At 66.0% G+C, this 19,531-nt stretch carries 19 protein-coding genes; 6 read left to right on the forward strand and 13 right to left on the reverse strand.

The window, feature by feature from the left end:
* Position 1: 1 nt before the first annotated feature.
* Positions 2–910 carry a hydrogen peroxide-inducible genes activator gene (locus IEX78_RS05530; RefSeq protein WP_188827693.1) on the reverse strand — a complete coding sequence of 303 codons (909 nt, stop codon included), beginning with the start codon at positions 908–910 and terminating at the stop codon, positions 2–4.
* A gap of 109 nt (positions 911–1,019) precedes the next feature.
* On the opposite strand from IEX78_RS05530, the gene IEX78_RS05535 reads away from it, so the two are divergent.
* The 3 genes from IEX78_RS05535 to IEX78_RS05545 all read left to right on the forward strand — a co-directional run bounded on the left by IEX78_RS05535 (position 1,020) and on the right by IEX78_RS05545 (position 2,968).
* Positions 1,020–1,607 carry a peroxiredoxin gene (locus IEX78_RS05535; protein ID WP_188827694.1) on the forward strand — a complete coding sequence of 196 codons (588 nt, stop codon included), beginning with the start codon at positions 1,020–1,022 and terminating at the stop codon, positions 1,605–1,607.
* 37 nt (positions 1,608–1,644) lie between these two features.
* On the forward strand, positions 1,645–2,184 hold the full coding sequence (gene ahpD / locus IEX78_RS05540; protein ID WP_188827695.1) for an alkylhydroperoxidase, AhpD family: 540 nt from the start codon (positions 1,645–1,647) through the stop codon (positions 2,182–2,184).
* Positions 2,185–2,260: 76 nt separating this feature from the next.
* Positions 2,261–2,968, forward strand: a complete 708-nt coding sequence (locus IEX78_RS05545; protein ID WP_188827696.1) for a PhzF family phenazine biosynthesis protein — start codon at positions 2,261–2,263, stop codon at positions 2,966–2,968.
* Here the strand turns inward: IEX78_RS05545 and IEX78_RS05550 are convergent.
* The 4 genes from IEX78_RS05550 to IEX78_RS05565 all read right to left on the reverse strand — a co-directional run bounded on the left by IEX78_RS05550 (position 2,965) and on the right by IEX78_RS05565 (position 6,650).
* A complete protein-coding gene (locus tag IEX78_RS05550; protein WP_188827697.1) occupies positions 2,965–3,975 on the reverse strand; it encodes an RskA family anti-sigma factor in 1,011 nt (336 codons plus the stop codon). The genes IEX78_RS05545 and IEX78_RS05550 overlap by 4 nt on opposite strands.
* A gap of 56 nt (positions 3,976–4,031) precedes the next feature.
* On the reverse strand, positions 4,032–4,556 hold the full coding sequence (locus IEX78_RS05555; RefSeq protein WP_188827698.1) for a DUF5134 domain-containing protein: 525 nt from the start codon (positions 4,554–4,556) through the stop codon (positions 4,032–4,034).
* A 177-nt stretch (positions 4,557–4,733) separates the two neighbouring features.
* Complete coding sequence (locus IEX78_RS05560) at positions 4,734–5,960, reverse strand: aminotransferase family protein (protein ID WP_188827699.1); 1,227 nt, start codon at positions 5,958–5,960, stop codon at positions 4,734–4,736.
* Positions 5,961–6,008: 48 nt separating this feature from the next.
* On the reverse strand, positions 6,009–6,650 hold the full coding sequence (locus tag IEX78_RS05565; protein WP_188827700.1) for a Pr6Pr family membrane protein: 642 nt from the start codon (positions 6,648–6,650) through the stop codon (positions 6,009–6,011).
* A 138-nt stretch (positions 6,651–6,788) separates the two neighbouring features.
* Here IEX78_RS05565 and hrpA point away from each other — a divergent pair, with 138 nt between their 5' ends.
* A complete protein-coding gene (gene hrpA / locus IEX78_RS05570; RefSeq protein ID WP_188827701.1) occupies positions 6,789–10,907 on the forward strand; it encodes an ATP-dependent RNA helicase HrpA in 4,119 nt (1,372 codons plus the stop codon).
* Here hrpA and nrdR read toward each other — a convergent pair.
* The 3 genes from nrdR to IEX78_RS05585 are packed head-to-tail and all read right to left on the reverse strand — an operon-like array spanning position 10,894 to position 13,254.
* Positions 10,894–11,361 (reverse strand): transcriptional regulator NrdR, encoded by a 468-nt coding sequence (gene nrdR / locus IEX78_RS05575; protein ID WP_188827702.1) that lies wholly within the window; start codon positions 11,359–11,361, stop codon positions 10,894–10,896. The genes hrpA and nrdR overlap by 14 nt on opposite strands.
* A 51-nt stretch (positions 11,362–11,412) precedes the next feature.
* Complete coding sequence (locus IEX78_RS05580; RefSeq protein WP_229683724.1) at positions 11,413–12,597, reverse strand: hypothetical protein; 1,185 nt, start codon at positions 12,595–12,597, stop codon at positions 11,413–11,415.
* A gap of 57 nt (positions 12,598–12,654) precedes the next feature.
* A complete protein-coding gene (locus IEX78_RS05585; protein WP_188827704.1) occupies positions 12,655–13,254 on the reverse strand; it encodes a hypothetical protein in 600 nt (199 codons plus the stop codon).
* Positions 13,255–13,440: 186 nt separating this feature from the next.
* Between IEX78_RS05585 and lexA the strand changes: the two genes are divergently transcribed.
* Positions 13,441–14,154 carry a transcriptional repressor LexA gene (gene lexA / locus IEX78_RS05590; protein WP_188827705.1) on the forward strand — a complete coding sequence of 238 codons (714 nt, stop codon included), beginning with the start codon at positions 13,441–13,443 and terminating at the stop codon, positions 14,152–14,154.
* Here the strand turns inward: lexA and IEX78_RS05595 are convergent.
* The 4 genes from IEX78_RS05595 to dapF form a co-directional block, all read right to left on the reverse strand.
* Positions 14,151–14,879 carry a pirin family protein gene (locus IEX78_RS05595; protein ID WP_188827706.1) on the reverse strand — a complete coding sequence of 243 codons (729 nt, stop codon included), beginning with the start codon at positions 14,877–14,879 and terminating at the stop codon, positions 14,151–14,153. The two genes, lexA and IEX78_RS05595, sit on opposite strands and share 4 nt — an antisense overlap.
* 119 nt (positions 14,880–14,998) lie before the next feature.
* Positions 14,999–15,871, reverse strand: coding sequence for a lysophospholipid acyltransferase family protein (locus IEX78_RS05600; RefSeq protein WP_188827707.1), 873 nt, complete (start codon positions 15,869–15,871; stop codon positions 14,999–15,001).
* A 100-nt stretch (positions 15,872–15,971) separates the two neighbouring features.
* Entirely contained in the window at positions 15,972–17,396 is a 1,425-nt protein-coding gene (gene hflX, locus IEX78_RS05605; protein ID WP_188828254.1) for a GTPase HflX, read from the reverse strand.
* A gap of 147 nt (positions 17,397–17,543) precedes the next feature.
* The gene (dapF, locus tag IEX78_RS05610; RefSeq protein ID WP_188828255.1) at positions 17,544–18,416 is read right to left on the reverse strand and encodes a diaminopimelate epimerase; all 873 of its coding nucleotides are present in this window, start codon (positions 18,414–18,416) and stop codon (positions 17,544–17,546) included.
* On the opposite strand from dapF, the gene IEX78_RS05615 reads away from it, so the two are divergent.
* Positions 18,415–18,684 carry a hypothetical protein gene (locus tag IEX78_RS05615; RefSeq protein ID WP_188827708.1) on the forward strand — a complete coding sequence of 90 codons (270 nt, stop codon included), beginning with the start codon at positions 18,415–18,417 and terminating at the stop codon, positions 18,682–18,684. The two genes, dapF and IEX78_RS05615, sit on opposite strands and share 2 nt — an antisense overlap.
* An 18-nt stretch (positions 18,685–18,702) precedes the next feature.
* Here IEX78_RS05615 and IEX78_RS05620 read toward each other — a convergent pair whose 3' ends face one another.
* Complete coding sequence (locus tag IEX78_RS05620) at positions 18,703–19,527, reverse strand: TrmH family RNA methyltransferase (RefSeq protein WP_229683725.1); 825 nt, start codon at positions 19,525–19,527, stop codon at positions 18,703–18,705.
* Positions 19,528–19,531: the final 4 nt, after the last annotated feature.

Here is a 19,531-nt window from a genome sequence, read left to right on the forward strand (position 1 = left end):
GTTAGAACGGTCGCTTGGAGCGGATGATCGCGCCGAGGTATTCGTAGTCTTCCGCGCGTGCCGACGACGCTCGGAACGCGAGACCGATCGTGCGGCCAGGCACCGGCGCGGCGAAGCGCGCGACGTCGAGGGTGCCGCGCGCGGTTTCGGAGTCGAGTGCCATTTGCGGAATCAGCGTGACGCCAAGGCCGCCCGCCACGCATTGCACGACCGTCGCGAGCGAAGCCGCGCGGGTGTCGCCGACGGAACCGACCTCGATGTCGGCGTTGCGACAGAGGTCGAGCGTCTGGTCGCGCAGACAGTGGCCTTCGTCGAGCAGCAGCAGCGGGAGTGCGGTGAGGTCGTCAGCGGCGAGGTCACCGCGACCGGCGAGTTCGTGCCCGCGCGGGGTGATGAGCACGAAATCCTCGGTGTAGAGCGGTAATTCGACTAAGCCCGGGGTGTCGGTTGGCAACGCGAGCATCGCGACGTCGAGCACTCCGGTTCGCAGGCCGTCGAGTAGCCGCGCGGTTTGGTCTTCGACTACCTGCGGAACCAGGCCGGGCAGTTTGCGGCGCAGCTCGGGCAGGAGGTCGGGCAAAACGTACGGCGCGATGGTGGGAATGATGCCCAGTCGCAAGACGCCGCCGAGGCCGTCGCCGGTCGCGGAGGCGACGAATCGGTCGGCCGCTTCGAGCGTCGCCATCGCTTGCGGAAGCAGTCGCATGCCTGCCGCGGTGACCAATACGCGACGCGTGCTGCGCTCGATCAATTGCAGGCCAAGCCCATTTTCCAGCGATGCCAACGCCTGCGATAACGTGGGTTGGCTCACACTCAATCGCGCTGCGGCAGTGCCGAAATGCCGGTATTCGGCGACAGCGACGAACGCACGCAGCTGCGACAGGGTTGGCTGATAAGTCTGATCAGTCACGCCTATCAGTGTACGACGAGCGATCGGCTTTACCTTTCAGTAGTCTTTGGGCACTATCTACTCCCATCGCGGCGCGCGAGCGACCACCCCAACACCCAGGAGAACAAGCATGGCTCTGCTGACCATCGGCGACCAGTTCCCGGCTTACAACCTCAAGGCCGTCATCGGCGGCGACCTGTCCAAGGTCGACGCTCAGCAGCCCGACGATTACTTCACCCAGATCTCCAGCGACGACTACGCCGGCAAGTGGCGCATCGTGTTCTTCTGGCCGAAGGACTTCACCTTCGTTTGCCCCACCGAGATCGCCGCGTTCGGCAAGCTGAACGAGGAGTTCGCCGACCGTGACGCCCAGGTGCTCGGCGCTTCGGTCGACAACGAGTTCGTGCACTTCCAGTGGCGCGCACAGCACGACGACCTCAAGACGCTGCCGTTCCCGATCCTGTCGGACCTCAAGCGTGAACTTGCCACCGCGACCGGCGTCCTCAACGCCGATGGTGTCGCCGACCGCGCCACCTTCATCGTTGACCCCAACAACGAGGTGCAGTTCGTTTCGGTGACCGCCGGTTCGGTCGGCCGCAACGTCGACGAGGTCCTGCGCGTGCTCGACGCTCTCCAGTCCGACGAACTGTGCGCATGCAACTGGAAGAAGGGCGACCCGACCATCAACGCGGGCGAGCTTCTTTCGGCAAGCGTCTAATCCCTTTTAGTTTCACCAGTTAGGAGCCCCACACGTTATGAGCATCGAGAACCTCAAGAACTCCCTGCCCGAGTACGCCAAGGACCTCAAGCTCAACCTGTCATCGCTCGCGCGCACCACGGTGCTCAACGAGCAGCAGCTGTGGGGCACCTTGCTCGCGTCGGCGGCGGCGAGCCGTTCGGCAACCACCCTGCGTGAGGTCGCCGAAGAAGCCGCCGACGTGCTGTCGGCCGAGGCGTACGAAGCCGCGCTCGGTGCCGCATCGATCATGGGCATGAACAACGTGTTCTACCGTGGTCGCGCGTTCCTCGAAGGCCGCTACGACGACCTGCGCGCCGGTCTGCGGATGAACATCATCGGCAACCCGGGCGTCGACAAGGCCGATTTCGAGCTGTGGAGCTTCGCGGTTTCGTCGATCAACGGTTGCGCGCATTGCCTTGAAGCGCACGAGAAGACGCTGCGTGACGCGGGTGTTTCGCGTGAGGTGATCTTCGAGTCGCTGCGCGCCGCGGCGATCATCGCTGGCGTCGGCCAGGCGGTTGAGTCCACTCAGGCGTTGGCTGCGGCAGCCGTCTAAGTCGCACATCGCCTTTCGGCCCTGTTCCAATCTTGGGACAGGGCCGAAACGCGTATTCGGCGCTAGTCTCGGTGGCATGAAGAACGCACACGAGGTGCCCGAGGATGCCCACACTCAGGTCGAGGTCGTTCGAGTCTTCACCGACCCCACCGGTGCGGGCGGCAATCCGCTAGCAATTGCCCGCGCGCAAGATGTTGTCGCGCTCGACCACCAGATGCTTGCCGCCCGAATGGGTTTGAGCGAGACGACCGTCGTCACCGAACCGGTTGACGGCGTTGCCGAAATGCGCATTTACACGCCCGCGGTCGAGTTGCCGTTCGCCGGTCACCCGACGGTGGGGACCGCGTGGTGGCTCGCCCGGCAGGGTCATCCGGTCAAGCAGCTCGACGTCCCCGCTGGCGCGGTCGCCGTTGATCAGGCTGACGGGATCACGTGGATCACCGCCCGCGCGTCGTGGGCCCCGACGTTCACCTTCCATCAGCTCGACGACGTCGACGCGCTCGCCGCCGTCGACCCGAGCGCGATCACTGACGGTCAGCATTACTACTGGACCTGGGTCGACGAAACGCGCGGCGCGGTGCGCTCGCGAATGTTCGCGCCCGCCATGGGCATTGTCGAAGACGAGGCAACCGGCGCGGCCGCTGTCGCGCTCACCGCGCAGTTGCGGCGCGGGCTCACCATTACCCAGGGCGAAGGCTCGCAGCTCTTCACCGAATGGGATTCCGACGGCTGGGTGCGGCTCGGTGGTCGCGTTGCCGAAGACCACGTTGTCGATATCGACTAGACGTCGCCTGGGCGACGCAACCACGGCGGTCGCGTCGCCGCCCAATATCCGCGACGGCTTGCCGCCCCGTTGAAGTCGGCGAGTATCCGCGCTTCCAAATGGCGAGGTGGCGGACGTTCGTCGGACTTCGCTAGTCGCGCGAGTAGGTCGTGGACGGCCGTCACACGCGCGTCGAATTCGTCGCCGCTTTGGGCGGCGATCGTGGCGAGTTTGGCTTGGATGTGGTGGCGTTCGAGTTCGGCGACGGCGTCGAGCGCGTAGGCGTCAGCTAGGGCGAGTACCGACCGGGGTGGTCGCCAGCGGTGCCGCGGCGCGAAGTTGGGCACCGCGCGTTGCTCGGCGAGTCGGTCGATACTTTCGCCGAGCAGTCGCGTGACGGTCGGCACCGCCATGCCCGTTTCGCGACTGATCCCCCGATACGTGCGACCGCCGTAGTAGGCGAGGACGAACACTTCAAGGTGTGGGTCGAGCGGGTCGGCGAAGCCTAGGCGGGCCGATGCGGAGAACCATGGCAGGTCGTTGCGATCGTTGCGGTCGGCGCGAAGTTGTTCGATCGCGACGCGATGAACTTGCGCGAGCAGCGCGTGCGAATGGCGTGCTGGCGCAGGGGGTTCAGGACGGGGCGGTGGACCGTAGGCGTAGTCGCGTCGCGCAACGGGCAGGAACGGCAAGCCTGGTTGACCACCGTCGGGAGGCATCGGCACTTTCCAGGTCGTGCGGAAACCGAATTCCGCTCTGCCCCAAGGAGTTTGAAGGTCGGGCGCGGAATCGGGCGGGCTCGGGTTCGGCGGCGCTTCCGGTGCCGATGGCGGCGCGGACATGATCAACGCGCGACTGCGTCGATAGCCTTCGCGGACAACATCTTCGGCGAGGCCGCGCCGATGCAGTACGCGTAGCGCGAGCCCGAACGCGGCGGCTCCGGTCGCACGGTAAAACTCCTGGCATTTGCCGTCGGCGAGACCATTGTCACCAGTGGCAGAGCTAGACCTATTCGGCTGCCGATTCATCGGTGAGTTCGGAGTCCACACTAGGGCAATTCGCAGCGCGGGCTAAGTCGGATCGGTCATTGTGTGCCAGTCATGCCAATGAGCATGAACGCGGCCGAGCAATTCATGACGACATGCGGAACAAGATCGGTGAATGCGCGTCGCTGTCCCGGCAACGGTCGTGCCCCGGAAAATGCCGCCGCGAGCAGCAATACGGCCAGCGCGTACGCGAACACGCTTGGTCGCTGGTCGTGTTGGTCGAGCGCGTAGGACATCGCGCCAACGGCGATGAGGTGGGTGGCGATGTCGGACGCGCCGCTGGGTGGTCCGACACGCGCGCGCAGCCGGTCGACGAGGACCATGCCAAGGGCGATGGCCAGCGCGAGCAAGAGACCGCGCGAGACGTGCGGGGCGAGCGCGGTGGGGTCGACGAACATCGCGACCATCAACACGCTCATCAGGACATGCGACGCGTCTACGGCGGAGTCGCCATGTTGCCTGCTGCCCCCGATCAGTCGACTGACGACGAGCACGGTCGCGGTGAGCAACGCCGCGACCATGAGCCAGCGCACGACGGTGAGCCACCCATCAATTTCGTGCACGTTCACCCCTGCCCGCGACGCGCGGATAACTCACGTGCGTTCATGTTCGCACCAAAGGCCGTGCGCCGTCCCTCAATTCGGCTAGCCCTTGTCGGCGCGCAAGTTCACCAGCCCGTGCGCACCAAATGCGAACGGCCGCCCCGACATTCGGGACGGCCGTTCATTTAGCGCGAATCTTTACCCCAGTGCGCGGGTAAAGCGAGCCGCGAGTTCGCCAACCTGTTCGTCGGTCATCACGAACGACGGCGAGATCTGCATCGCGCCAGCGCCCGCCGCTCGACCCGAAACACCGTGCTCACGCAGGGTTTTCACGAGGCCGGGGCCTTCGCTCGGGTCGGCCAACTGCACGGCCGCGACCGCGCCGACACCGCTGCGCACCTCGGCGACGCGCGGGTGGTCGGCCAGTGGCGCGAAGGCGGTGTGGATGGTCTGCTCAAGGCGCAGCGCCTCGTCGAGCAGGTTTTCGCGCTCGATGATCGCCAGGTTGGCCAGCGCGGCGGCGGCCGAACCGGCGTGACCGCCGTAGGTGTAACCGTGACGGAACCACGTACCACCGGCGAAGAAGGGCTCAGCGATGTGCGGGGCGATGAACACCGCGCCCATCGGCAGGTACCCCGACGTTAGGCCCTTCGCGGTGGTCATCAGGTCGGGCCGCAGATCAAACCGCGTCGACGCGAACCACGAACCACCGATGCGCCCGAAGCCGGTGACGACCTCGTCGGCGACAAACAGGATGTCGTTGTCGCGGCAGATCTGCCGCACCTCGGCGAGGTAGCCGGGCGGCGGCGGGTAAACGCCACCGGCACCGATGATCGGCTCGCAGAAAAACGCGGCGATCTTCTCGGCGCCGACCTCTTCAATGGTGGCGAGCAAGGACTTGGCGTCGTTCCATTCGACCTGACGGGTCTCGTCGACAAGCGGGCCGTCGTAACCCTCTTTGTTGGGCGCGAGGCCACCGATCGCGGTGCTCGCGTAGTGCATGCCGTGGTAGGCAAGGCGGCGGCCGATGAGGATCTTCTTGTCGGTTTTACCCTGCTCAGCCCAGTAGCGACGCGCGAGCTTGGCCGCGGTTTCCACCGAGTCCGAACCGCCGGAGGTGAAGAAGATCTTCGAGCCCGGCACCGGCGCGATCGTGGCCAGCTTTTCGGCAAGCGCGGCCGTCGCGGGCTCGGTGATGTCACCGAAGTTCGAGTAGTGCGCGATGGTGCGCAACTGGTCAGCTACCGCGTCGGCGATCTCGGAGCGACCGTGTCCGACGTTGGTGAACCACAGGCCCGCCGTCGCGTCGAGGTACTGCTTACCTGCCTCGTCGTAGACGTAGGCACCGTCGCCGCGTGCGACGACAAACGCGCCGTCGCGGGTGACGGCGCCCATATCAGCGAATCCATGCCAGAGCGCATTCATGGCTACACACTTACCCGAACCGTGTCGCGCCCGCACAGCCGGTACCGGTCATGGCTGAGCGCGCTTGGCCCGAATGCGGCCGGGGAGGTCACCGATGCTGGCCATCGCCACCGCGAGCATCGCGAAAACACCAGCCAAAATCACGAGACCAATCGTGAGCGACAGGTAGCCCTGCGTGCGCGGGTCGATAAACGGGTACGGGTACCAGTCGACGATCGGGCCACGGATGAGCGAGTAAACGCCGTAGATCAGCGGGAAGATCAACCACTGCCCGATCAGCGTGAGGCTGGGCCGCAGCCGCTGCGGCATCGCGACAAGCACCCAGTCGGCGAGCAGCACGAGCGGCAGAATGCGATGCAGTACGTCGTTGATCCACTTGTCGTTGAGCATCACGTCGACGCTGGCGAGCAGCACGGCGTAAACGACCATCGTGATGGTCATGTACAGCGTGACCGCGCCGCGAAAGCGCTGCCACGTTTCGCTGGTAGGCGCGGCGATCGCACCGACGGCCAGCACAACGATGGCTAACACATTGGATTCGATCGTGAAGTAGCTGAAGTAGTTCGTGAGCGAGAACGTCGCGCTGTCGACGTTGCGCAACGGGATCCACGCCACCGCGACAATGCCAAGAATGGCGAACGCCAACCGCAAACCGCGAATCCACAGCGGCGTGCTCATGCCTGTACCCATGCGCGGATCATCCCACGACCCGGGCTAGCTAGCGCGGACACGCGGCGACGACCATGCGCCCGCCGTGGTGTGTCGCACCTCTCGTGAGCACGACGCGACGGGAAAATCACTGGCGACCTTCGCTAGGCTGGAGTCGCGATGACCAGCACAACCTCCCGTTCCCGCGCACTGCGCACCCGCCTCGCCGAGGTTTCCCTGCGCGACGAACACCGGCTTCGCCGCAAGGTGGATCGCCTCCGCGCCGACGACGCGCCCGCATACGAAGCACTTGATGCCGAGATCACCGCGGCTGCCGCACGGGTGGAGAAGCGTCGGGCCGCGGTGCCGACGATCAGCTACCCCGAACAGTTGCCGGTGTCGGCTCGGCGCGACGACATCGCCGCCGCCATCGCCGCCAACCAGGTTGTGATCGTCGCTGGCGAAACCGGGTCGGGCAAAACGACGCAGATCCCGAAAATCTGCCTTGAGCTGGGACGCGGCGTGCGCGGCACGATTGGCCACACGCAACCGCGCCGGTTGGCCGCGCGCACGGTCGGCGAGCGCATTGCCGAAGAACTCGGCACCGAACTGGGCGACGTTGTCGGCTACACGGTCCGCTTCACCGATCAGGCGTCGGACCGCACGCTGGTCAAACTCATGACCGACGGCATCCTGCTCGCCGAAATCCAACGCGACCGCCTGCTGCGCCGCTACGACACGATCATCATCGACGAGGCACACGAACGCAGCCTCAATATCGACTTCCTGCTTGGGTATTTGAAGCAGCTGCTCCCCAAGCGTCCCGATCTCAAGATCATCATCACCTCAGCGACGATCGACCCCGAGCTGTTCGCGCGCCATTTCGCCGACGCGCAAGGCAATCCCGCGCCGATCGTCGAGGTGTCGGGGCGGTCGTTCCCGGTCGAGTTGCGGTATCGCCCGCTTTCGCTTGAGTTGCCGAATGATTCGGACGACGAAGATGAAGCGCGCGTTGTCGATCGCGACCCGACTGACGCCATCACCGACGCCGTGCGTGAACTCCAAGACGAAGGCGACGGCGACATCCTCGTTTTCCTGTCGGGCGAACGCGAGATTCGCGATACCGCCGACGCACTGCGCGATCTTCGACTGCCGCGCACGGAAGTTGTTCCGCTGTACGCGCGATTGTCGGCCGCTGAGCAGCACAAAGTCTTCACCCCACACACCGGGCGACGGGTTGTGTTGGCAACCAACGTCGCCGAAACCTCGTTGACCGTGCCCGGTATTCGCTACGTGATCGATCCGGGCACCGCACGCATTTCGCGGTATTCGATGCGCACGAAGGTGCAGCGACTGCCGATCGAACCGGTGTCGCAGGCGTCGGCGCGGCAGCGGTCGGGTCGCTGTGGTCGCGTTGCCGACGGCATCGCGATCCGTCTTTATAGCGAAGACGATTTCGACGCCCGTCCCGCGTTCACCGAACCGGAAATCCTGCGCACGAACCTCGCCGCGGTGATTTTGCAGATGACCGCGCTCGGGCTCGGCGATATCGAAAGTTTCCCGTTTGTCGAAGCACCTGACCGCCGCGCGATCCGCGACGGCATCGCGTTGCTTGAGGAATTGGGCGCGCTCGCCCACGGCAGTTCGAAAACCGTTGGTGCTGACGACAATTCCGGCCATCTGATGCTCACCGCGACCGGCCGCGAGATGGCGCAACTGCCGGTCGACCCACGTATGGCACGCATGCTGGTCGAAGCGCAGCGCAATGGTTGCCTTGATGACGTGCTGGTGATCGTCTCGGCACTGTCGATTCAGGATGTGCGTGAACGCCCGGTCGAGCACCAGCAGGCGGCCGACACCCAGCATGCCCGCTTCACCGTCGACGGCTCCGATTTCCTCACGTACTTGCGACTGTGGGATTACCTGACCGAGCAACGAAAGTCGTTGTCGTCGAGCCGTTTCCGTCGCATGTGCCGCGACGAATTCCTGCACTACCTGCGTATCCGCGAGTGGCAGGACCTGCACGGCCAGTTGCGCACGATTACCCGTGGCTTGGGGTGGACCAGTTCCGCCCCGAGTGAGTCAGCCCCAGCCGACGTCGCCACTCAGCCGCGACGCGGCGGCGGGCGACGAGGACGCGGACCTCAGTCCGCTCCCGCAAGTGGCGACGCCCTCGCCAACCGTCGCTCAGACCAGGGGCTAAATGCCAGCGCTGTGGCGAGCGACGCCGACCCCGACGCACTCCCCTGGCCTAGCAACCAGATTCATCAATCGCTGCTCGCCGGGATGCTTTCCCATCTCGGCGTGCGCGAAGCCGAGTCGCGTGAGTTCCTCGGTGCGCGCAACGCGAAGTTCATGATCTTCCCCGGCTCGTCATTGGCGAAGAAACCGCCACGATGGGTGATGGCCGCCGAGCTGGTCGAAACCTCGCGGTTGTGGGGCCGCATTGCCGCGCGGGTCGAGCCGGAGTGGGCCGAACGGCTCGCTGGCGACCTCGTGAAACGCACCTATTCCGAACCACATTGGTCGAGCAAACGCGGTGCGGCGCGGGCCTATGAGCGCGCCACCCTGTACGGCGTTCCGCTCGTGACCGGTCGGCCCGTCGATTTCGGTCGCATCGACCCGGAGCTGTCGCGCGAACTATTCATCCGCCACGCGCTCGTCGGCGGCGAATGGCAAACGCGCCACGGCTTTTTCGCCCGCAATCGCGCCCTGATCGACGATGTTGCCGACCTCGAACATCGCGCTCGCCGCCGCGACATCCTCGTTGACGACGAGGTACTTTTCGCGTTTTACGACGAGCGTGTGCCCGCCGATGTGGTTTCGGTGCGTCACTTCGACAGTTGGTGGCGCAAGGCGGAACGCACAGACCCGCAGCTGCTCGACTTTTCGACCGAAACGGTGGTCAATGCGAACGCGAGTTCGCTCGATCCGACTGATTTCCCTGATGCTTGGCGCCAAGGCGAGCTGAGTTTCCCCCTCACCTACCAATTCGAACCGGGGCAAGACGACGACGGCGTCACCGTGCGGATTCCGGTCGAACAACTCGCGCACGTGCGCGCGGTCGGCTTCGACTGGCTCGTGCCCGGCATGCGCGACGAACTCGCCGCCGCCTACATCAAAACCCTGCCAAAGGCACTGCGGCGTGCGGTTGTTCCCGCACCAGACTTCGCCGCCGCCGCGTTGCGCGAACTCACGCCACGCGCGGAACCGCTGCGCACCGGCCTCGCCCGCGAACTTTCCCGACTGGGTTCGGTGACCATCGCGGCCGAGGAACTCGACCCGACCGCGCTGCCCGATCATCTGCGCATGACCTTCGCCGCCGTGGATCAGCGCGGCAAAGTGCTCGCGAAAGGCAAGAATCTCGCGCAGTTGAAAACCCGTCTCGCCGACCAGGTTTCGCAGTCGGTCGCCCGCGCGACCGCCGGGGCCGAACGTGCGCCCGCGACGGTGTGGACGTCGGAGTCGCTTGGCTCGGTCGCGCCGACGGTCAAGCGGAAAGTGGCGGGTCAGACAGTCACGGGTTATCCCGCGCTCGTCCCCGAGGGCGACGGCGTCGCTGTTCGCGTGCTCAGTTCGCCCGCCGAACAGGCCGCCGCGATGCGCCGAGGCGTGCGAACCCTGCTGCTCGCCGCGATTCCGACATCGACGCGCGCTGTCACGGCAGGACTGTCGGCGCGAGATCGCTTGGCGCTAAGCCAAAATCCCGACGGTTCGCTCGACGCGCTCGTTGAGGATTGTCGTGTCGCCGCCGCCGACGAACTCATTGCCGCCGAGGGCGGTCCAGTCCGCACGCCCGCTGACTTCGATCAGCTTGTCGCTAAGATTCGGCCGAAATTAGCGGGGACGGTCGCCGAGCTAGTGCGCACGGTCGCACCGGTTTTGGCCGCCGCACAAGAGGCTCGATCGGCGCTCACTCGAACGAATGAACGCGACATCGCCGACGACGTCAGCGCCCAACTCGACGACCTACTGTTCAAGGGTTTCGTCGCCGAATGGGGTCGCGCGCGCTTGCGTGAACTGCCGCGCTACCTGCGTGCCGCCGCGTACCGACTCGACGCGCTCCCCGGTTCGGCCGTGCGCGACCGCCAAGGCATGGTCGAAATCGACCGCATGCTCGCCGCCTACGACGCCCTGCTCAAACGCTTGCCCGACGGTCGCAAGCACGGTCGCGACGTGACCGAAATCTGGTGGATGATCGAGGAACTGCGCGTGAGCACGTTCGCCCAAAAATTGGGCACGCCCTACCCGGTGTCGGCGAAGCGCATTGAGAAAGCGATCGCCGCTATTCGCCGCTGACCGCTTCGGCGGCGGCAGCGCGCATTTCGCTGATCTCACGTTCGAAGTCGGCCGCGCTGGTGAACGACCGATACACCGACGCGAAGCGCAGATAGGCGACCTCATCGAGGTCACGCAGCGGTCCGAGGATCGCCAAGCCAACCTCGTGGCTGGGGATTTCGGGTGAACCCTTCGCGCGGACGGCGTCTTCGACCTTCTGCGCGAGCAGGTTCAGGGCGTCGTCGTCGACTTCGCGACCCTGGCACGCGCGACGCACGCCGCGAATGACTTTCTCGCGCGAGAACGGTTCGGTGACGCCGCTGCGCTTGACGACCGAAAGGATCGCGGTCTCAACGGTGGTGAATCTGCGCCCGCAGGTGGGGCAGGAACGCCGTCGACGAATCGCCGTGCCTTCTTCGACTTCGCGCGAGTCGACCACTCGCGAGTCGGGATGACGGCAATACGGGCAATGCATCCGAGGGTTCCTTCGTCGATGCGCACTCCATGGCTCTTGACAGGATACCGGTCATGATCGTGAAACCTGCCACTGCGTGGTCAGATCGGCGAGCATGTCGGGCAGTCGCGCGACGAGTCGGCCGCGCGTGATCTTCGTTGCGAACGGCTCAAGGTAGACCGCGCGTGCCCGATTTTCGTCGGCGGTGACGTCGAGGTGACGGGGCAGCAGTTCGGCGTTGAGGTAGTCCCAGCGGGCGGCCCGGTCGGCCCAGTTGAAGGCGGGCAGCGGTGCGCGCAGGGTCATGATGTCGGGCCCGACCTGCGCGGTCACGGTGACGGGCGCGTAGACGCCGGGCGCGTGGACGCCCGGTACCGCCGCTTTTCCGGCCAGTGTTGAGACGTAGGTGAGGACGCGGCCCATGCCGTCCCGTGCGCTTGTCGTCTCGTCCCATTGGTCGGCGACGATCACGTTCTGTTCGCGGTCGGTCATCGCGATGATGGCGTCGATACGGCCCTGGCGGGTGCCGCTGTCGATGCCCGCCCACGCCGCGCGCAACGCTGGCGTCAACAAACCGGCCGCGGCCATTTCGTCGATCGCCGCCATGCCGCCCGCCACATACGCCTCGTGCATGGGGACGAGGTCGGTGAAGATGTGTTTTTGCATGATCATCAGCCGGGTCTGATACCAAGCGAGGTCTGCGCCGGTCAGGCGCGGTGCGCCCGCGACGAACGCGGCGAGGTCGGCGGGGACTTCCGCGCGCAACGGTGCTGGGGTGGTGGCGACGAGGTCGGCGACCGCGCTGCCCAGGGCGTGGATGCCGGGCAGGTCGATGAGCGCGCCGGCGTCGCCGATGTCGAAGAAACCGGATGCGAAGGACGCGCCCGCGATGCCCGCTAAACCGGCCCAGTAGAAGTCTGGTCGCGCTGCCGCGATGCGAAAGTAGTTGACGTACACCGCTGCGAAGGCGGCGGCGTTGGCGGCGACGCCGGAGGTGGGCGACCAGGTGCGTGGGTCGATGTGGGCGTTGGTGACCGAGACAAGGAACCAATACTGGTGCAGCAGTGCCGAATACCGGTGCGGGGCGATGCCGTCGGCGCGGGCCTGTGTGAGCGCGGTGAGCGCCTCGTCGATGTCGAGTGGGAGTGCTGGGTGCAGTCCGCCGCCGAATTCTCCTTCGCCGTTAGTGACCGGCAGATCGAGATAAGGCTGGTAGGAGGGGGTTTCGGCGACCGCGGGCGCTGCGGCGACGAGCATGAGCAAGGGAATAACGAGAGCGATCGCGCGACGGCGCACTTGACCTCACTACCGGCGTCAGCGGTACGCGACCCCTTCCGCGAACCGAGGAGCGTCCACGGTAGCAACACGTTCTAGTTTTTGGGTGCCGAACTCCGCCTGCCCAGCGAAATCGCCAGCGCGGAGATGGGCGAGCGCGAGGAAGGCAACGACGATGAGCGCGCTGGTGAGCGAGCAAATCGCAAGGGTGGCGAGGCCGACGCGGGCTTGGTCGACGCGATAGTTCGGAACAGGGGTCGACAACGTGGAACGTACCGAGTACGGAGTGCGCGCAAGCTGGTCGGTGCGAAGAGCGCGCGTTTGCCTGCCTTCCCGGACGGGAATTCCAGCAGCCTTGCGCGCTGACGCTTCGGAGTCGACCGACATCGAGCGCCGCCCGAGTGCGTGCGACCCCGCCGAACTTGATAGCACGGGGGCCGCGACAACGGTCGCGCGCGCGAGATGCGTTGCGGACACTGCCCAGCGAGGGCCAAATCCGGGGCAGATCGAATGATCGCGCGGAATTGATTCGAACGCACGATCGAGTTCCTCGTCGACCTCGCGAGCACGCGCGAGCGCGAGTCCACGATCAAACAGGAGTGGAAGCGAAAGTTGTTGTGCCAGGGACATTGTGGGCATCGAACGAACCTCCTCAGATGAGCTCGGGCGGGCTCAGCGTGTTCGAACCTATGTTCGATTTGTACCACGCGCGAAGCCGAATGTCAGCACGAAACGCCCGACATGCTCGAACAGATGTTTGATAACTGGCCGCGCCCCGACTAGCCTCGATTCAGTGCGATTCGGCGAACGAAAGGGCGGGATACGGTGACCCACACAGACGACACGGGTGGCGAAAGCGGTACGGACACCGTCACATCGGAGTCGCGCGCCGACCTCACCGTGCGTCAGCGCACGGTGCTCGACGTCATCCGCACCTCGGTCACCGAACGCGGCTACCCGCCCAGCATTCGCGAAATCGGCGACGCTGTCGGGCTCACGTCCACCTCGTCGGTCGCTCACCAGCTGCGCGCGCTTGAGCGCAAGGGCTACCTGCATCGCGACCCCAACCGACCACGCGCGGTGAATGTGCGCGGGCTCGACGAAGCGGTGCGCGCGGTCACGTCACTGCCCGGCGAGACCGACGAAGCCGATCCGAGTCGGCCAACGCCCACGTTCGTCCCCGTGCTTGGTCGCATCGCGGCTGGCGGGCCGATCCTGGCTGAGCAGGCCATCGAAGAGGTTTTCCCGCTGCCGCGCGAACTGGTCGGCGACGGTTCGCTGTTCCTGTTGAAGGTCGTCGGTCAGTCGATGGTCGACGCGGCCATTTGCGACGGCGACTGGGTGGTTGTTCGCCAGCAGAACGTGGCCGAAGGTGGCGACATTGTCGCTGCGATGATCGACGGCGAAGCAACGGTGAAAACCTTCAAGCGCAGCGGCAAAGACGTGTGGCTGATGCCGCACAACCCGCACTTCGAACCCATCCCCGGCAACGACGCGCAGATCCTCGGCAAGGTCGTCACGGTTATCCGCAAGATCTAGACGCTGGCGGTCATCTCCCAGACCAGGACTTCGGCAGCTTCGGTGGCGGTCACGCGGTGGCCGCCATCGGCCGTCAACCGCACCACGTCGCCCTGGTTCAGCGGGCCCGCTCCTTCGAAATCAACCTGCCCGCGCGCCACGAACACATGCCCATACGGCGCGTCAGGCACGGTGATCGAAGCGCCAGCGTCGAGTCGCGCCACGTGGAAAGTCGCGTTGCTGTTGCCGATCCCGATCGCGGCCTCGCCTCGATACTTCGTCATGCCCGATGCCACCGGAATCAGGACGTTGCGCCGCAGTTCACCGGCGATATCGAGTTCCTGGTAGCTCGGCACCGCGCCGGGCGCGTCCGGTGGAATCCACATTTGCACCACGTGCAGTTTGTCGCGTTCGGCATACCCTGCTCCGTTGCGTTCGGAATGCAGAATGCCCGTGCCCGCCGACATCCGTTGCGCGAGACCGGGGTGGATCAGGCCGGAGTTCCCCACTGAATCCTGGTGCACCACCGTGCCTTCCAGCACCCAGGTGATGATCTCGGTATCGCGATGCTGGTGAGTGTCGAAACCCTCGCCGGGCCCGACGACATCCTCGTTGTGAATGAGCAGCAGCCCGTGCGCGTGGTCTTCCAGCACGAAGTTGCCCGTCGCGGGGAACGACTGTTTCGAGTCGAGCCACTCGTTCCACCAGTGGCCGCGTTCGCCACTTTGAATCACCGTCGTCGCCATGACCGCCACCTCTCGCCGCCCGCTTTGTCGGGCCTTCGCAGCAACGCGGCGAGCCGACCCGACATTCCGGACCGAGGTGCGGCAGCGAGATCGGTCACATTCTCAGCAACCGGCTGGCGTCAGAACGGGAGTGCGGCCCTCAGTCGGCCAACGAGGGTGCGGCCGTTATCGCGGTCGCGTTCGCGGAAGAGGAATTGCATTTCCTCCTCGAGGGCCTTGCGGACCACGTCACGCAAGTCGGTCGCCGCGGTGTCGAGGTCGTCGCGATCGAGCCACGGCGTGGGGTCGATCGGTGCGCCAGCGGCGAAGTAGAACCGTTCGGGACGCGGAATCGGAAGCGGCCCAATACCTTTCACCAGCGGCGGGCTGAGCTCGGGGTTGATCCCGAGAATCGACGCGAGCCAGCGCACCGGACGCATCGCCAGATGCTGACCGTCGAAGACGATGTCGTACGCGTCGTCGATGCCGATCATCGCGACCGGCACGATCGGCACCCGCGCCTGCAACGCCATCTTCGCGAAACCGGTGCGACCCTCCCACTTGAGCACGTACTTCTCGCCCTTGCGACGAATCGCCTCGCGGCCGCCACCGGGGAAAACGATCACGGCCTCACCGCGTTCGAGCAGCGTGAGGCAGTTGCCACGGGTGCCGCGCACCGAGCCGTAGCGGTGCAGAATGTCGCGGACCACCGGCACCATCAGCACGTGTTCGGCCAGGCCACGGATCAAGCGACCACGTTCGCGCAGGATTTCCGGGAACAGCAGTGGCGCGTCGATGCCGCCGAGCAGGTTGTGGTTAGCGACAAGCAGCACCGGGCCCTCGGCCGGAATGTTGTCCAACCCGAAGAACCGTGGACTCGTCCACGCCTTCAACGGCGCGAGCACCGTTTCCAAGGCGAGCAGGTCGAGCGCGCTCGGCGCTACCTCGAGTGGCGCCCCGTCGCTCAATTTGTTTTCGCGCACTACTGATGTGCCCCGCTGATCGTTTGACATAACACCCTCCTGCTGTCGATTTCGACACTAGCGCCGTAAAACGCTTGTGTCGCACCGGCTTCCGCAGGCAACTGGCTGGCAAATAAGCCCGCCCCGACTCTTATTCCGCAGGCTCGGCCGAACCCGCATACGGCGACAGTGCCGACGCCAACGACGCGGGGACCTTCGCCCGAATGCGCGTGCCGCCCTCTTCGTGATCGGACGAAATGATCCGTCCATCAGCGTGGATGCGGGCGAGCAGGTCGCCGCGCTGGTACGGCAGTAGCACGCTGACGTCGACATCGAGGCCGCCCAGCACGATCGACAGGCGGTCGCGCAGTTCGTCCAAGCCCTCGCCAGTTTGCGCGGAGACGAACACCGCGTTACCCAGCGTGGCGCGCAGCCGGGTGAGTTCCGTGGGGTCGGCGGCATCAATCTTGTTGACAACCAACAACTCTGGCGGTGCCGTCGCGCCCTGTTCCTTGATGACGTCGGCGATCACCTCGCGCACCGCCCGAATCTGTTCCAGCGGAAGCGGATCGGCACCGTCGACGACATGCAGCAGCAAGTCGGCGCCGGTGACCTCTTCGAGGGTGGAGCGGAACGCCTCAACCAACTGCGTTGGCAAGTGGCGAACGAAACCGACGGTGTCGGTGAACACCATCTCGCGACCATCGTCGAGTGCCGCACGACGCGTGGTTGGATCGAGGGTGGCGAATAGCGCGTCTTGGACGAGCAGGCCAGCGCCGGTAAGCGCGTTCATCAGGCTGGACTTGCCGGCGTTGGTGTAGCCGACGATCGCGACGGCAGGCACGCCACTAGCGTTACGCTTGGCGCGCATGGTGTCGCGCGCGGTCTTCATCTCGCGAATCTCGCGGCGCAACTTGGCCATTCGCTCACGAATGCGACGGCGGTCGGTTTCGATCTTGGTTTCACCGGGACCACGCAGACCGACGCCACCGTTGCTGCCCGCGCGACCACCGGCCTGCCGCGACATCGACTCACCCCAACCACGCAGGCGCGGGAGCATGTACTCCATCTGCGCGAGCGCGACCTGAGCTTTGCCTTCGCGGGAGGTGGCGTGCTGGGCGAAGATGTCGAGAATCAGGGCCGTGCGGTCGATGACCTTGACCTTGACGACCTTTTCCAGCGCGGTGAGCTGAGCTGGCGTGAGTTCGCCGTCGCAGATCACGGTGTCGGCGCCGGAATCGAGCACGATGCCGCGCAGTTCCTCGGCCTTGCCGGAACCGATGTAGGTGGCTTTGTCGGGTTTGTCGCGGCGCTGGATGAGGCCGTCGAGCACCTCGGAGCCTGCCGTTTCGGCGAGGGCGGCGAGTTCGACCATGCTCGCGTCGGCTTGGGCCGCGCTGCCCGAGGTCCACACCCCGACAAGCACGACGCGCTCAAGGCGGAGCTGTCGGTATTCGACCTCGGTGATGTCTTCGAGCTCGGTCGACAAACCGGCAACACGGCGAAGCGAGGTGCGCTCGTCGAGCTGCATCTCACCGCGCGTTGGCTCGGCGGGTGCCCAACCGCGCCGCTGCATGCGCTCGGCATGGCGGGTCAGGGCTTCGTCGACGGCCTCGGCGGACTGGTCGGTGGCGTCGGTGTCTGGGGTGGTGGCGTCTGGTTTCGTCATACGCCCTCTATGCTCCCACGTCGCACCGACACCGTGCACCTGGTTAAGCCGTCGCTACTGCGCGTCGAACCAGGCGCGGGCGATCACGCCGGTCGCGAGCAGGGTCGACGGGCCACGCAACCACGCTTTGCCCTCGGTGATCCCGACGCGAACCGCGCCGCCGGGCACGCGAACGGTGACCTCGCCCGAACCAGTCGCCAGAGTGACGCCGGCGTCGACGAGCGCGGCCGCCGCAGCAGCGACGGTGCCGGTGCCGCACGAGCGGGTCTCGCCCACGCCGCGTTCGTAAACGCGCATGTCAACGCCGCCTTCGGTGAGCGAGGTGAGCAGTTCGACGTTGGTGCCCTGCGGGAAAAGCGCGGGGTCGAAACCGGGCGCGACGGTGAGATCGAGCTTGGCGACCTCGTCGGCGCTGAGGCCCGCGCAGGCCAGGTGCGGGTTGCCGACGTCGATGCCGATGCCCGCGAAAGTTGAGCCGCCGACGGTCGCGGTCGACGGACCGAGTTCGCGGACGGTGCCCATGTCGACGGTAACTTCGCCGTCGACGGGACCGGCCTCGTGAACGACAACAGGACGTGCGCCAGCGCGACTCCCGACGACGAACTCGGTGCGCGACTCAAGCCCGGTCGCGACCAGGTAGTGCGCGAAAACCCGAACGCCGTTGCCGCACATTTCGGCGATGGACCCGTCGGCGTTGCGGTAATCCATGAACCAGTCGTCGGCGGCGATACCGTCGGGCAACTCGGCGAGCACGTTGGCGGCGAGCAGCGCGCCCGCGGTCGCAACGCGCAGCACGCCGTCGGCACCGAGGCCCTGCTGCCGGTCGCACAGGGCGGTGACGCGGGCTGCCGTCAGGTCAAGCGCGACGTTGGGGTCGGGCAGCACGACGAAATCGTTCTGCGTGCCGTGGCCTTTGGTGAAGTCGATGTCGGACACGCCTGCCATTGTCCCTCGCGCGGTCGGCGCGCCCAACGGCCGCCCTCGACAGACGTCGCCGAGCCTGTCAGCGGGCAGTGCGGGCGCGCGTCAGGCGGCCGCCCTCGACAAAACGTCGCCGAGCCCGTTAGCGGGCAGTGCGGCGCGGCTGGCGACCGCCCTCGGCATGACGTCGCCGAGTGCGTCAGCGGCGACCACCATCGATAGACGTCGCCATGTCCGTCAGCGGGCAGTGCGGGCCACCCCGCCAGCGCCCTGATATCGGCGCGAACGTCCCCTACCGCGCGAAGGTCCGGCGCTGTCGCGAAATCTCGTACAACCCGACCGCCCCGGCCGACGGCGCGCCCAACGAACTCGCCGTTCCGCCCATTGGGATGGTGACCAGGTCGTCGCATGCTTCTGCCCACGCGGCGCTCATGCCCGTCGTCTCGTTGCCAACAACCAGGATTGTCGCGTCGGTGAAATCGTGGTCGTAAATGTCGACGGTCGCGCGTTCGTCGGTGCCAACGATGCGCGTTGGAATTCCGCGCGCGACCTGCCGGTCCCGAAACTCGACCACCTGCGCGGCACCGGGCGCGCGCAGCACGGGAACGCCGAAAAGCGAACCCGTGGACGCGCGTACGGCCTGCGGGTCGAACTGGTCGGCGCCGTGGCCGGTGACAATCACGCCCGACGCGCCGAACGCGTCAGCTGAGCGGATCAGCGTGCCCAGGTTGCCCGGTGAGTTGGGTCGGTCGAAGACAACGACAACCGGCGCGTCCTCGCCTGGTTCACCGGGCGCGAAGTCGGCCAAGTCAAGTTGCCGTGACTCAGCGACCGCGACGATCTCCGGCGCGTTCCCTTCCTTCTCGCCCAGTTCAGCCATCAGTTCTGGGACGAGCCCGACGGTCGGGATATCGGCGGTGTCGAGCACCTCACGCGCCCAACTCGACAGGTCGGGAGTGCCAAGCCGGTACAGCAGCGTTTCGATGGGCCAATCGTTGGCCAGCGCCTGGGTGATGGGGCGGACGCCCTGAATGAGGAACCGGTTGTCGCGGTTGCGCTTGGTCCGATTGTGCAGGTACGCCTGCCACACCTGCACCGATGCGTTGCGGGTGCTCACTCGT

The sequence above is a fragment of the Nocardia camponoti genome, assembly GCF_014646135.1.
GTDB classification, from domain to species: Bacteria; Actinomycetota; Actinomycetes; order Mycobacteriales; family Mycobacteriaceae; genus Nocardia; species Nocardia camponoti.